This window comes from Pseudoalteromonas sp. OF5H-5 (assembly GCF_021530695.1).
Lineage (GTDB): Bacteria > Pseudomonadota > Gammaproteobacteria > Enterobacterales > Alteromonadaceae > Pseudoalteromonas.
On the sequence record NZ_JAKGBF010000002.1, the window covers coordinates 342,640 to 356,614 of the forward strand.

General features: G+C 45.1%; 11 protein-coding genes. 6 read left to right on the forward strand and 5 right to left on the reverse strand.

What is annotated here, in order from left to right:
* Positions 1-186: 186 nt before the first annotated feature.
* Together panP and L1271_RS04360 are read left to right on the forward strand one after the other, a co-directional pair.
* A complete protein-coding gene (gene panP, locus L1271_RS04355) occupies positions 187-1,815 on the forward strand; it encodes a pyridoxal-dependent aspartate 1-decarboxylase PanP (protein WP_102056122.1) in 1,629 nt (542 codons plus the stop codon).
* Between the two features lie 210 nt (positions 1,816-2,025).
* On the forward strand, positions 2,026-3,069 hold the full coding sequence (locus tag L1271_RS04360) for a sensor domain-containing diguanylate cyclase (RefSeq protein WP_102056123.1): 1,044 nt from the start codon (positions 2,026-2,028) through the stop codon (positions 3,067-3,069).
* A gap of 57 nt (positions 3,070-3,126) precedes the next feature.
* Here L1271_RS04360 and L1271_RS04365 read toward each other — a convergent pair whose 3' ends face one another.
* The 3 genes from L1271_RS04365 to L1271_RS04375 form a co-directional block, all read right to left on the reverse strand.
* The gene (locus L1271_RS04365) at positions 3,127-3,828 is read right to left on the reverse strand and encodes a transglutaminase-like domain-containing protein (RefSeq protein WP_235366873.1); all 702 of its coding nucleotides are present in this window, start codon (positions 3,826-3,828) and stop codon (positions 3,127-3,129) included.
* Positions 3,829-3,891: 63 nt separating this feature from the next.
* The gene (locus L1271_RS04370; protein WP_235366874.1) at positions 3,892-4,572 is read right to left on the reverse strand and encodes a helix-turn-helix transcriptional regulator; all 681 of its coding nucleotides are present in this window, start codon (positions 4,570-4,572) and stop codon (positions 3,892-3,894) included.
* Between the two features lie 35 nt (positions 4,573-4,607).
* Complete coding sequence (locus L1271_RS04375; RefSeq protein WP_235366876.1) at positions 4,608-5,531, reverse strand: manganese-dependent inorganic pyrophosphatase; 924 nt, start codon at positions 5,529-5,531, stop codon at positions 4,608-4,610.
* Positions 5,532-5,738: 207 nt separating this feature from the next.
* Here L1271_RS04375 and L1271_RS04380 point away from each other — a divergent pair, with 207 nt between their 5' ends.
* A complete protein-coding gene (locus L1271_RS04380; RefSeq protein ID WP_235366879.1) occupies positions 5,739-6,224 on the forward strand; it encodes a hypothetical protein in 486 nt (161 codons plus the stop codon).
* Positions 6,225-6,248: 24 nt separating this feature from the next.
* Positions 6,249-7,058 (forward strand): bifunctional DNA-formamidopyrimidine glycosylase/DNA-(apurinic or apyrimidinic site) lyase, encoded by an 810-nt coding sequence (gene mutM / locus L1271_RS04385; protein WP_174170370.1) that lies wholly within the window; start codon positions 6,249-6,251, stop codon positions 7,056-7,058.
* Between the two features lie 13 nt (positions 7,059-7,071).
* Here mutM and L1271_RS04390 read toward each other — a convergent pair whose 3' ends face one another.
* Positions 7,072-8,691: a DUF342 domain-containing protein gene (locus L1271_RS04390; protein ID WP_174170369.1), complete on the reverse strand. Its 1,620-nt coding sequence runs from the start codon at positions 8,689-8,691 to the stop codon at positions 7,072-7,074.
* Between the two features lie 164 nt (positions 8,692-8,855).
* Positions 8,856-9,749 (reverse strand): LysR family transcriptional regulator, encoded by an 894-nt coding sequence (locus L1271_RS04395; protein WP_010368484.1) that lies wholly within the window; start codon positions 9,747-9,749, stop codon positions 8,856-8,858.
* A 120-nt stretch (positions 9,750-9,869) separates the two neighbouring features.
* Here L1271_RS04395 and L1271_RS04400 point away from each other — a divergent pair, with 120 nt between their 5' ends.
* Together L1271_RS04400 and L1271_RS04405 are read left to right on the forward strand one after the other, a co-directional pair.
* On the forward strand, positions 9,870-11,438 hold the full coding sequence (locus L1271_RS04400) for an NADH-quinone oxidoreductase subunit L (RefSeq protein ID WP_235366880.1): 1,569 nt from the start codon (positions 9,870-9,872) through the stop codon (positions 11,436-11,438).
* The gene (locus tag L1271_RS04405) at positions 11,438-13,870 is read left to right on the forward strand and encodes a YbcC family protein (protein WP_235366881.1); all 2,433 of its coding nucleotides are present in this window, start codon (positions 11,438-11,440) and stop codon (positions 13,868-13,870) included. Before L1271_RS04400 ends, L1271_RS04405 begins: the two co-directional genes overlap by 1 nt.
* Positions 13,871-13,975 lie beyond the last annotated feature (105 nt).

Here is a 13,975-nt window from a genome sequence, read left to right on the forward strand (position 1 = left end):
TTTCGTTGGGTTTTCATAAAATTGTCAATGTTTCATGAATTTTAACTAGACAATAGAAGACAATTCCCTTTCTTTACAGTAAAGTTAGCCATTTCATGTATCACAATCTCTTGTGCAATTTGTATCTACTCAATCTCTAAAATGGGTAGGTAAGCTACTGCACCGTTTGATGTTTAGGTAGTATTGATGGGTCCAAAGCGTTGCGCCGTTGCGTCTGAAGAAAGCTTAATGCGTATATTTACCGTGCCTGAGGCGCCTGATTCAACTTTAAGCAGAATCGAGCAAGAAATCTCGAGCAATTTGGCTGGCTTTTTAAATGAGAATATTGCGGCAGTTGAAAAGCCACTGCACGAAGTTGAAAAAGACTTTCAGTCGGCGGTGATCCCCGAAGTGCCGATGTTTGTCTCCGACTATGCGCAAGATATCATGGAGCAATTAGTTGCCCACTCAGTGCATACCGCAGCCCCAAGCTTTATTGGGCATATGACCTCAGCGTTACCGCATTTTGTGTTGCCACTGTCGAAGTTGATGGTGGGACTCAATCAGAACCTAGTCAAAATTGAAACGTCAAAAGCCTTTACTCCGCTTGAACGTCAAGTATTGGGAATGATGCATCACTTGGTTTACGGCAGCGATGATGCTTTCTACGATAAGTGGATGCACAGCGCAAAAACGTCACTAGGTGCTTTTTGTTCGGGTGGCACAATTGCGAATATAACCGCGCTTTGGATTGCAAGAAACCGCTTATTAAAAGCGGATGGTGAATTTAAAGGTATTGGTGCATCGGGTATTGTGGCTGCAATGCTACATTATGGTTACCGAGGCTTAGCGGTATTGGTTTCTGAAAGAGGCCATTATTCGTTGGGTAAGGCCGCAGATGTGCTAGGTATTGGCCGCGATAACTTCATTTCAATCAAAACGGCTGGCAACAATAAGGTTGATGTTGACGCCATGCGAGCTAAAGCTAATGAGCTTGAAGCGCAAGGGATAAAAGTACTGGCTTTGGTTGGTGTTGCTGGGACGACCGAAACGGGTAATATTGACCCTCTAGAAGAGATGGCTGATTTAGCTGAAGAACTCAATTGTCACTTTCATGTCGACGCCGCTTGGGGTGGGGCAACACTACTATCGAATAACAATCGCTACCTTCTGAAAGGGGTGGAGCGAGCAGATTCAATAACCATAGATGCGCACAAGCAAATGTACGTGCCTATGGGAGCGGGTATGGTGTTATTTAAAGACCCGGCGGCATCTGATGCAATTGAACATCACGCCGAATACATCTTACGGAAAGGCTCTAAAGATCTGGGAAGTCATACTTTAGAGGGGAGTCGTCCTGGTATGGCGATGTTAGTGCACGCATGTCTGCGTGTCATTGGTCGTCAAGGCTATGAGATGCTTATTGATAAAGGGATTGAAAAGGCGCGGTATTTTGCTGAACTAATTAAACAAACCCCTGATTTTGAGCTGATCTCTGAACCTGAGCTATGTTTGCTGACTTACCGCTATGTGCCTGAGCAAATAAAAGCGGCAATCGCACAAGCGGATGAGCAAGAAAAGATAGAGATTTATGCTGCACTTAACCGTTTTACTGCGAGTATGCAAAAGCGTCAGCGTGAAGCGGGCCGCTCTTTTGTTTCTCGAACACGCTTAACACCAGAGCAATATGACCGCCAACCCACGGTGGTATTTCGAGTGGTTTTGGCCAACCCTCTGACATCAGAGTCTTTGCTTAAAGAAATCATGGATGAGCAACGCCAATTGGCAATGTCAGATCCGGTATTTAAAAAATACCTCGCAAAATATATTAAATAATCAACGAATAAAGTGGCCTCGCGCCACTTTAATAATCTCAGGCTTATTACCTTTTAGCATTACCTCCTTTACGGATTACTCTACTTATATTCTTATTTCTTACATAATCGTGTGAAAATATTCCAAAACATAGGTTAATTCTAGTATTTAAGACTATGCTTAAAAATTATGGCGCGTTATGCTAGCAGAAAAGAATAAAATCTTCGTATTATGTTGAAGAACTTTAGCAATGTCACTCAGAGGCTTAGGCGGCTCAGCTCGCAAGAGCTTGATGTATCGGGAACATTTCAAAGCTTCCTGATTGATTTACTAGATGAAGGTAAGCTTATCTTAGACGTCACTCGGGTTTCCGTTTGGTTGTTTGATGATCTTGACAAACCTTCTGAGCTTATCAATGTTGCTAATACAGATTGGCAGGGTGACGAGTTACCGGTGCAATTGCCAGCCTTAACATATGAAAACTTCCCCGCTTATTTTTCAGCAATCAACAGTGGTCAATCGATAGATGCGAATGACGCTGCCGCCGATCCCAGAACGTCTGAATTTCAAGAGTGTTATTTAACCCCAAACCACATAGTGACCATGTTAGATACGGTGATCTTTAAAAATGGTATTCCTCACGGAGTGGTGTGCTGTGAAGGGAATAATGGCGTACGTACGTGGCACAAAGATGAAATTGCTTTTGCGGAGATGATTGCGGACTGCTGCAGTCGCCGATTACTGGTTAAAGAGTTATGGCAGTTACAGCTGCAACTTACTGACATGGCGTTTAAAGATCCACTCACTGGATTGAGTAATCGACGTTTTTTAATGGATAACGCGAAACGTGAGATCAGTCGTCATGCACGCTTTGATCATCCATTTAGTATGATGATGCTAGACATAGATCACTTTAAAAAAATCAACGATAATCACGGCCATGAAACCGGTGATTTAGTGTTAAAAAGCTTTGCTGAGATCTGTGTAAATACCTTAAGGTTAGAAGACTGTATGTGTCGTTTAGGGGGGGAAGAGTTTATTGTGCTGTTACCTAACACGCCGGTAAATTCAGCGATGGTGATCGCCGAGCGCCTGCGACAAGAAATAGAGCAATCGGTTATCTCTACGCCATCAGGGGAGATCACCATTACATCAAGCTTTGGGGTCGCAGCAGTTAATACCAATTTGCCTTTTGGTCATTCATTAAAAGCCGTTGATCACGCGGTATATCAAGCCAAAGCTGCAGGCCGCAACTGCGTGATCCCCGCGCAATAGAGGTGGCGTTGAATACACTAACCACAATCGCAGCCAATTTGCTATTGCACGCTCAAGTTAGTTGAAGCGTCCGGCTCTGACGCGCTTTACCCTTTGGTTTATCCAGTGTCTAAAGCAGTGTGCATAGAGCCATTGCTTGATGCCAGTTAGATTTTTGTGTTGCTGATACAGCGCATCTGGACTCGTATAAAGCCCTAAATCGCGTGTGATACTTTGCTTTTGAATATATGCACCATTTAACGAAAAGCGATTATCGGGTTGCTGTAAACAGGGAGTGGAAATACCAAATCCAGTAAAGCCTTTTGCCTTCGGGAAGTGCTGCTGAACCTGTTGTAGGTAGCCGTCATCAATTATGTAACCTTCAAGCTCTACCCAGCGCTCCTCTAGATAAACTTCAACCCAACTATGGATAATACTTTTTGGAGCAAACCACGCCAGTAGGGTAGGAATTAACCCTTGTTTAAGACTGTTGGCTATCTCAAACCCATGAACTCGGGTGGGAATATCAAAAGCCCGTAGCAATGCGACCAGTAATGTTCCTTTGGTATTACATTGTCCATAGCCTTGCTTAAGCACTTGGCTTGCAGTTAGTGTATCTGTCTCACTATAACCAAACTCAATGTCGTCTTTGACGAAGTTATAGATTTGCTCCGCTGCTGTGATTTCATCAAGCTGCCGCCAACCTTTTGCTTCTATTAAGCCTTGGATCTCTGAATGTTGATAATCAACTAAAGGGGTAGTTACTAAAAATTGCTTCATGGTTATGCTCCTATTTTGGTAGCAGTGTGATGCAACTTAGGTAACTAAGCTTGAATAAACTGGCTAAGTTTGTGTTTTTAATGCCTCAGTCGGTGTAATGCCAAACTGCCGTTTAAATGTACGGCTCAAATGAGCGCTATCTGCAAACCCCGCGAGCATGGCTGCTTGTGTAAGGTTGTTGCCTTGTTGTATGGCGACAACTGAGCAGATCAGCCTGCGCCACAGCACATAAGGTCGCCATGCTATCCCCACTTGCTCGGTAAACAGGTGTAAAAAGCGACTTGGTGAGAGATAAAGTGACTCGGCAATCGTATTTGCGCTGAAGTGACTGGGTTTAAGGCAAGTTTGTGCGTTAAAACAAGCATCTAATTGCGCCAATAGACGGTCAATTCGTGGATCTAAATCCGTCGTTGGTAGCTCGGTAAGTCCTACTGTGCGTATTAACTCGGCAAGCTTGGCATTGCTCTTTGGTGCGGTATTTATCTCGATTGCTGCGCAGCTGTTGCTCTGGAGTTGCCCGCCATACACGCTTTTTGGCTCGACTAATATCACCCAGCCTGAGGTCATTTTTAAGCTATGTCCTACGCCACTAGCAATTACGCTTGGGCCAAATAGCGTTTTGTCACCGACTTGCGCGATACAGTCGCTCACGGGCAGGTTGATTTGAATAAGGTGATGTGAATGGCGCGCGGCATTCAAGTCTTTGACAAAGGAGGCGAATATACCCGGAGTGAGGTGCAGCATAAAAACAGCCGAGACTTTCGTCTCGGCGAGCAGTATTAACCAGCGAATGCGTCTTGCAATGGTGGTACAACTTGCTTTTTACGGCTCAGTACGCCGTCCAACCATACTTTGCTTGCTTCAGGCTCAACGTCGTATGCTTTTGCGATGATCGCTTCATCATCAGAAGCGATCAGCATTTGTGAGCCTTCTTTCATGATATCAGTAAGTAGCAGCATTACACTGTGGCGATTACCTTCTTCTTTTAATTTTGCGATATCGGCATGTAGCTCATCTTTGATCTTGTCAAATACAGCAAGATCAACCACTTCAAGCTGGCCAATACCAACAAGGTTGCCATTCATATTAAAGTCTTTGAAATCACGCATGACCAGGTCACGAATTGGTGTGCCTTCAACTGCTGATTTCACCTTGAACATTTCCATGCCAAGCTCTTTAGCATCTTCAACACCCGCGATTTTTGCAAGCGCTTCAACACATTTGATATCCGCAGTGGTACAAGTTGGTGATTTGAAGATGACTGTGTCGCTTAGGATTGCACACATCATGATGCCAGCAATATTTGCTGGGATCTCTACATCGTAGAAGTCGTACATCATTTTAATGATCGTGTTACTACAGCCAACAGGGCGGATCCAACACTCAAGTGGTGTTGAAGTTGTAAGGTCGCCTAGTTTGTGGTGATCAACTACGCCAACCACAGTTGCTTTATCGATGTCGTCTGGTGCTTGCGTTTTTTCAGTGTGGTCAACGATATACACATCTTCGCCAGCATAGCTCATCTTAAGCTCTGGTGCTTCAAAACCAAAACGGTCAAGAATAAACTGAGTCTCCGGTGAGACTTCACCCAAACGCGTTGGGATTGCTTCTTCACCAATTTGGTTTTTTAAATAAGCAAGTGCGATTGCACCGCAGATTGAATCTGAATCAGGGATCTTATGACCCACTACATACATTGCCATTGACGGAACTCCTTAAAATTTTGCCCACATTCTAGCAAAATAACTTGTCATTTAAATAGTGTAAATGCGCAATTTGGCGTAGATAGGGGACGGTAACGACAGATTGTTGAATTAGGCGAAATAGCCTCGGTGAGCAAGGGCTAATTGAGCATGTATAAATGTAAATTAGTATTATACACTAACCGTTCAAACGCTTAGGAGATAGGTATGATTCAAATGAGCCGTAAGGGCTGGAATAACGTGGTGATCTTTTCCATGTTACTGATGATCTTTTTTCTCAACGGTCTCCACTATAAATTGAATCCCAGCGACGATAAAGCAAAGATTCAAGCTGTGCTACCAGAGCAAAGCTTTGTCTTAACCGTGGCATTTCCTGGCTATAAAATTGAACGCATTGGTACAAGCTGGCGTATAGAGTTACCGCAAGGCTCAAACCAGGCCTTTAGCGAAGATGCCTTAGGTGCGCTTGTCGCCAAGTGGCAAAGTTTACAGCTATTGGTTGTTGAGACGCCAAAGCAGTTGGAGCCCGCGTTGAGCGCTGCGCAGTTTTGGCTGGCAACTCAAGAGCTTCCGCTTAGCTACCAGCTGTATCCTAGCGATAATGGCTTTGTATTATTTGATAAACAACAACAGCGTTGGTTTGAGCTTGATAGTGTGCAAGCCAAAGCATTATTTCTACCGATAGAATTGTAATACCACACAGTAATAGAGTGAATTATGCCTGAGTTACCAGAAGTCGAAGTGAGCCGTTTAGGCATTCAACCATATTTAGAGCAACATATTATCCAAAGCGTAAAAGTGCACAATGGTAAGCTGAGATGGCCTGTACCAGAGGAAGTACAATTGCTCGAAGGTGAGAGGGTGCTTGCGGTTAAGCGACGGGCAAAATATTTGCTTATCGAATCCAAGCATGGCACTGCGATTTTGCACTTGGGGATGTCAGGAAACTTACGTGTTGTCGATAGCAAAGAGCCACTAAAAAAGCATGATCATGTGGAGATCATTCTGGCCTCAGGTAAGTCGCTCAGATTGAACGACCCGCGTCGCTTTGGTGCCTTCTTATGGCAAGGTGCAGGCGAAGATCATAGCGTTTTTGAAAAGCTGGGTCCTGAGCCGTTGACCGAGCTTTTTACAGCAGAGTACTTATTTGAAAAAAGCAGAGGCAAAAAGCAGCCGATTAAACAATTTGTTATGGATAATCATGTGGTGGTTGGTGTGGGTAATATTTATGCCAATGAATCTTTGTTTAAAGCAGGGATCCATCCCAAAAAAGAAGCAGGCAAAATTTCACTTAAACGCTACCAATTACTGACACCGATCATCAAGGAAACCTTAAGTGCAGCTATCAAACAAGGGGGAACGACACTTAAAGACTTTGCTCAAAGTGATGGTAAGCCGGGTTACTTTGCTCAAGAGTTACTTGTGTATGGTCGCAAAGGTGAGCCTTGCGTAAGCTGCGAAACGCCATTAAAAGAAATACGTCTAGGGCAGCGCAGCACAGTGTATTGCGCTAAGTGTCAGCGCTAAAGTAAAGTGCAGGTTAGGAGCCCGCGGTTTTAAAGTCTATCTTGACTTGGTTTTCTTGTAGCGTTGCTGAGCAAGGGGGGTAACTGCGGGTTGTTTTATACACGCGATCAAAGATATGAATTTCAACCCCTGAATGAAGCGCTTTGTTTGCCGCAAGTTTCGTGTTGTCGAGCAAATCGTGTAAGTCGTGATCAAGCTGGCTGAGCTTTTGCTCAAGGTGCTCGGCTTGCTGGCAGTAGTGCATCTGTGTTGCGCCAATTTTAGTTTTGAGTTGTTGCTTTTTAGCTGCGTCTTTTACTAACTCTGCTTTTTCAATCGCTTGCTGTAGTTGATCTAAAGAATCATTGGTGGCGGCGACTTCTTTGAACAGGGTGTCGGTTTCTTGGGTGATTTTAAGGCCTTTGCGTGCAAGATAAATCATCATCTTAGCGCCAGACTCACTGCCAATCTCTCCCGCTACCACCATTTGCGCATCTATGATTGAACCACCTATTAACTTGCCACTTGGATGATCGCCAGTGCCAACTTGTATCAGCTTTTGCGCTTTAATATCGCAGTGGTTACTTTGCTTATTGATAATAATGTTATCGCCTTCAAGGTAAGTATATTGTCCATGGGCAATCTCAATATTGCCTTTGGCGATAAGCTTGCAGGTTAAGCCTTGCTCATTATTTTGATGGTCGACATGGCCGATCACGCCACCTCGTACCTCAATATGACCACCTGCAATAAGTTCTCCAGATTCCACCGTGCCGAGCACTGTGATATCGCCTTGTGCAGTCACGTGCATACCCGGCTCCACATTATGGGTAACTATAACGCTGCCATTAAAGTCGACATGACCACTTTTTACTGTGACATCGGCAATCGTAAATACATCATCCACGCGCATACCGTTGGCGATATCAGAGGGGCAACCTGCAATGGTTGCGATAAGCTCTAGTGGGTTGTTGGGGTTGATCTCGGTGCCTTCACCCGCCATAAGCTGGAATGATTCGCCGGGCTTTGCTTCAATACTTTCACCACTAACCGTAAAGCCTTCTTTACCTGGTGTTGCGGGCTTTTGAGTGACCAGTAAATCGCCCGGTGCAACGCTTGCAAGCTTGCCAAAATCACGCATGTCAACGGTGCCATCTTCACGCATTCTAGGTTGTTTGAGTCTCTCTTTTAAAGTTTGTACGTGCGGCAGTAATTTTGCTGACTGGCCGTCTTGTGGTGGTCGGCCTTGGGCGATTAATCCAGATGCTTCTTCGCCAGGTGGAAGTTCAAACTGTTTGCGCAGGATATTTTCTAGGTAAGCTTGCTTATAACCACGGCTGACGCCCGCTTTAACAATGGCTTTTTTTGCCTCTTCTAATGATACGGCTTTACCACCTCGAGCCGTTTTAAGTTGCCCAAAGGCCTGCATTTTATCGTCACTTAAGGTGACTTCAAATTCGGCATCATGTTGTTTAGCAACGACGATTTGGCTCTCTGGAAAGTCGCTTTGGAAAAAGGCATTAATCGAGTCGTGATCAATTTCGCAGTCGGCAAATTGTGATTTTTCAAGGGCTTCAATCACAAACGCAGCACTTGGCGGTGAAGCAGACTTCACATCCATTAAGATATTGCCATTGTGCGCAAGCTTGAACACGATAACTGCCTCGTCGAATTTTTATCCTATAGTTTCAGCTTGCTAAATAAACATCAATTGGTCAAGTGCTTAGGCCAATTTTCTTACGTTAATATGGGTTAAGTTAAAAAACAGAAATAAATCGTGATTTTCTAATACTTTCAGGTGAATAAAAGTCAGCGTGCTTAAAAATGTGCGGGCTTATCACGCGCTTCTTGCAGCAGGATTTTAATTGCTTCAGGAACAACCTTTTTCTGTGTTGAAATCGCATAAAAATACTCATAAATATTAGGTAGTTCCTGATATTGCTGTAGCACCCCTTGGGCTATTTCGTCTTTTACTACTACGGCAGGTAAAACGGCTACCGCGCCACTATCTCGTGCCAGTAGTCGCATCATCGCCATATCGTCGACCTCTGCCAAAATGTTGGGGAAATACTGATACTGAGCGCACAGCGCATTAAATGCGGTGCGTAAATCTGAGTTGGCAGGTGGCAAGATCCAGCGTGTTTTTTCAAAGCCTTGCGGAAATGGCGTGCTTGGCTTGAGGGCAGGCGGACCAATGATCGCCAGCGGTTGCTTGGCAACTAGTTGGCACTGCCAATAGGGATCTGAAGTATCTAGGTTTATTGTGCGGTTGGTAAGTACTAAGTCCAGCTCATAATTGGTTAAGCCGTTGAGCAGCTCAGAAATACTGCCTGACTTTAATTTAAATTGCACATCGCTGCGCCGCATCAAAGGGCTAATAAAAGCTTCTACAAAGTTACGTGACAGAGTGGTCAACACCCCAATAGTTACATGGGTGGTTGACTGCACGCCTTTGCTTAGCAAGGCTTCGAGTTCTTGCCCCGTGGTAAAAATATCATCGGCATAGCTCAGCACCTTTTTACCCTGATCGGTGAGCATTAGGCTGCGGCCTACGCGCTCAAATAGTGATACTCCGACATTATGTTCCAACTGTTTGATTTGCGCAGAGAGCGCAGATTGCGAAACATGTAATTCTTTAGCGGCTTGAGTCAGGTTTCCGAGCTTAGCAACCTGCCAAAAGTAGTAAAGGTGGTGATAATTAAGTCGGCTCATCTAGGCTCATCTATATATAAGTAAAACAGAACGAATAGTTAAATTATATCTATTTTTATTAAATTAAAAAGGTTGAAATAATGACCTGATTCAAGACTTAGGTGAGAAGCATAGAAAGTGATGATTAATATCTTAGTGGTGCTGTTGCTATTACACTTTTTGATTGCTGCGTCTTTCATGAGCAAAGCGTCTCGCAGTAACGCTGGGTTATTTCGTATCGCGAACGGTTTTGCTATCGGTGTGGCAATTTGTATCGCTCTTGGCTGGGGGAGTTGGGCAACACAAGGTGATATTGCCAGTAGCCTGTTTGAAATAAACTTTTTACGGCTTAGCGTGGTGTCATTGATTGGCTTTATGAGCTTTATTTTACTGCGTTACTCCATTCACTATTTACATGGTGAAAAACACCGGGGCCGCTATTTTCGCTATCTACTCACGACATTACTGAGCGTGACTATTGTGGTGCTCAGTAATCACTTAATCCTATTTTGGTTGGCTTGGGTTGGCATTAGTTTGAGCCTACACCGTCTACTGCTGTTTTATCCTAACCGCCCGAGAGCGGCATTGGCCGCACACAAAAAGTTTATTTTGGCGCGCTTGGCAGAAAGTGCATTGCTGGGGGCTTTTATTTGTATCTACCTCAGCACTGGCATGCTCCGGCTTAATGACATCACCGACTATTACTTAACTCACTCAACGACACTGACTGTGCTAGAGCAATCAGCAGCTGGCTTACTCGCAATTGTGGCGCTGATAAAATGCGCGCAACTGCCAGTGCATGGCTGGTTGATGCAAGTGGTTGAATCACCCACACCGGTAAGTGCGCTGCTGCATGCAGGGATCATTAATTTGGGCGGTTTTTTGGTGATGGTGTTTGGCCCTTTGATTTTACGCGTAGAAGCTGCGAAATGGCTGATCTTGATCGTGGCAGGAATAACGACATTATTAGCCGCGCTTATCATGACAACGCGGATCAGTTTAAAAGTGCGCTTGGCTTGGTCAACCTGTGCACAAATGGGGTTGATGCTAGTGGAGTGTGCTTTGGGGCTATATGAATTAGCGCTACTACACTTATTGGCGCATTCAGCTTACAAAGCCCACGCATTTTTAAACTCAAGCCAGTGGATCCATGAAGATTTGACTCGTCGCTTGAGCGACCAGCTTGAACCGCCCTTGTGGCAATGGCTCATTGCACTTGCCGTGGCAACTGGCCTCACTACAGCAGCTGCAGTTGTCATTGAATATCAAGGTCCTATCAGTATTTGGGGATTAATGGTTGGCGCATTAACGGTGTGGTTAGCGCTGCGTTTTGAGGCGCAAGCCCCTAGCAGCTATTTTAGAATTATCACCGCAGCTGTTGTGTTGTTGGCAGCCTATAGTGCGCAAAAGTGGCTATTGCACTTGGTGGTCGCGCTACCAAATGATCTCAGGGCGCAAGCACTCGATGGAGCTGATATTTGGTTGCTCAGCTTAGTAGTGGTACTTATCGTAGTAAATTATCTGCTCTATTACCGCGCACATTTGGTAACAGTGCAAAAACTCTCTCGAGTGTTGTATGCCGGCCTGTACTTAGACGAGTGGATGACGCGATTAACCATATTACTTTGGCCCGTCCATTTGCCAAGTATTAAAAAGCAGAAACACCTAGCCATTCATCGCTATGCTGCGGGGCACGAGGAGCAGAAGTAATGATAGAGACACAAGACAACAAACAGACTCAGCTATCTAAGCCGCAACAGCAACAACTCCTGAGTGCTGAAACACGCATTGCGCCAACTTGGCCACTCGATCAATTGATCGCAGTGAATCCATTTTGGGGAATGCGCGATCTGCCCTTTGATGCGGTGGTCAATAAAATGAGTGCGTTGGCACAGGTTAGAATGCTGATGCCCGTGGCATTTTATCTTGAAAAATGGCAGCAAGAGGCGATTTCAGAGCAAGCATTGCAGCAATCTGCGGCACATTATGCGGTGGATCGCAGCACCAATGCGCTACTTAATTGGCTCAAAAAAAGTCACTGCGGCGAGTTGCCACATTGGCATACATTAGCGGACTTACTTGACCGTTATCGCTCAGAGCATAAGATGCCATGGCAAGAGGAAATCAGCCACCAAATTAGCCAATTTTGCGCCGCGCATTATCAGCAGGTGCAGCCTATTCTCAAACAAACCCAAGGTGAGGATAAACTCTGTTTGTATCGCCACTGGTATGAAACCGTATCGCGAGACTTGGGGATAAGCATCGTCATGGGGGAGTCGGGCTTAGTGGATTACTTTAAGGCTTTGCCAACGTCTCCTGAGTCTTTAATTGCACTCGCTGTCGACACCTTAGAGATTGGTTTTAATGAGCTGAGTGATTATGCACACATGCTACTGTTAGATATTAATGGTTGGGCATCTTGGGCGGCTTATGAACGCTGGCAAGCAGATCTTGCCCAGCATCCGGCTTCCGATATGCGTGCGCTACTGGCAATTCGAATGGCGTGGGAGCTGGTGATTTGGCGTTATGTGAGTGAGCGCCATCCAACGACCTTTACCCGTATTCAATACCATTGGAACAAGCAAAAGCAGCAACTTGCTGAGATTGTGATTGAACATAAAAAGGCATTGTTGCCGCGCCTGGTATTTCAGCGGGCACTCGAGCTCAGTTATCAAGTCACTTTAGTGGGGCAGCTAAAGACTCAGCAGGTAAAATCTGAGGGAGCTCGTGAGCAAGCTACACCAACCTTACAAGCGGCTTTTTGTATTGATGTACGCTCAGAGGTGATCCGCCGTGCGTTAGAAACTCAAAACGCAGGCATTCAAACCATAGGCTATGCTGGTTTCTTTGGCCTACCGATTGATTATCATGCGACTAACTGTCGTTTTAGTCGGCCACAGTTACCCGGATTATTAAAAGCACCAATCACCGCGATACAAACGCCAGCACCCCAGCATCTTGCCACAAAACGCCAGCAAGCTGGCCGTTGGCATAGCTGGTCTCACTCTGCGGCTGCTTCATTTTCGATGGTGGAGTCGATGGGGATGAGTTACTTTTATCAGCTATTTAGCAAAGTGTTTTCACTGCAAAAAACTCATCATCCCGTCGATAGTCATATTGATTCAAGAAAGTGGCAATTAAAACAGGGCGAACACGAAGTTACTGTTTTGGAGCAAGCTAAACTCGCAGCTGGCATATTAAAAGGGATGGGACTGACTGAATTTGCTGATACAGTCCTATTGGTTGGCCACGGAGCACATACCACCAATAATTTACATGAAGCCGGACTGCAATGTGGTGCATGTGGCGGCCAATCGGGAGAAGTGAATGTTAAAGTACTCGCGCAACTTCTTAATGACCAAGCGGTACGCGCAGAATTAATCGCGCTAGGCATCGCTATTCCGTCGCAAACCCGTTTTGTTGCAGCGCTACATAATACCACCACTGAAACAATTACCCCCTATGGCGAAATAGATACAGAGATGACCCGCTGGTTAAAGCAGGCATCGCGTCTGGCTAGAGTAGAGCGCGCTCATACGCTTGCGATAACTGGTAAAGAGTTATCCGAGCAGCAATTAGAGCAGCTATTTATAGCCCGTACTAAAGATTGGTCTCAAGTCAGGCCGGAATGGGGCCTTGCCAACAATGCAGCATTTGTGGTCGCGCCGAGACAAGTTACGCAGGGGATTGACCTGCAAGGTCGAGTCTTTTTGCATGAATACAGCGCGGAGCAAGACCAAGACTTTAGTCAGTTAACAGCTATTTTAACCGCCCCTATGCTCGTCACTAACTGGATCAATATGCAATATAATGCTTCGGTAACCGATATCCACAAATACGGCAGTGGTAACAAGGTGTTGCATAATGTAGTGGGGGGGAGAATAGGAGTGTTTGAAGGCAATGGCGGAGATTTGCGAATTGGCCTGCCAATGCAGTCCGTTCATAACGGTGAAAAATGGATGCATACCCCACAACGTTTGAGCGTAATTGTACAAGCACCAACCGAAGCACTAGAGCAAATCATGGCAGCACACCCAGTTGTAAAACAATTGGTAGAAAACGAGTGGCTTTGTCTTCTGTCTATTTCGCCTAATTGTAATGAAGTTAGACGATTTGATAATAGGAAGTGGGAACTTCTTTGAATTCAAACGAAACTCGTTGCAACTTAACAAGTTATTGTGCAGAGTATTGCAGAAATTGAAAGGTGTGGCTGGACGCTGCCTAAACTAGACGACCTCCTAGCCACC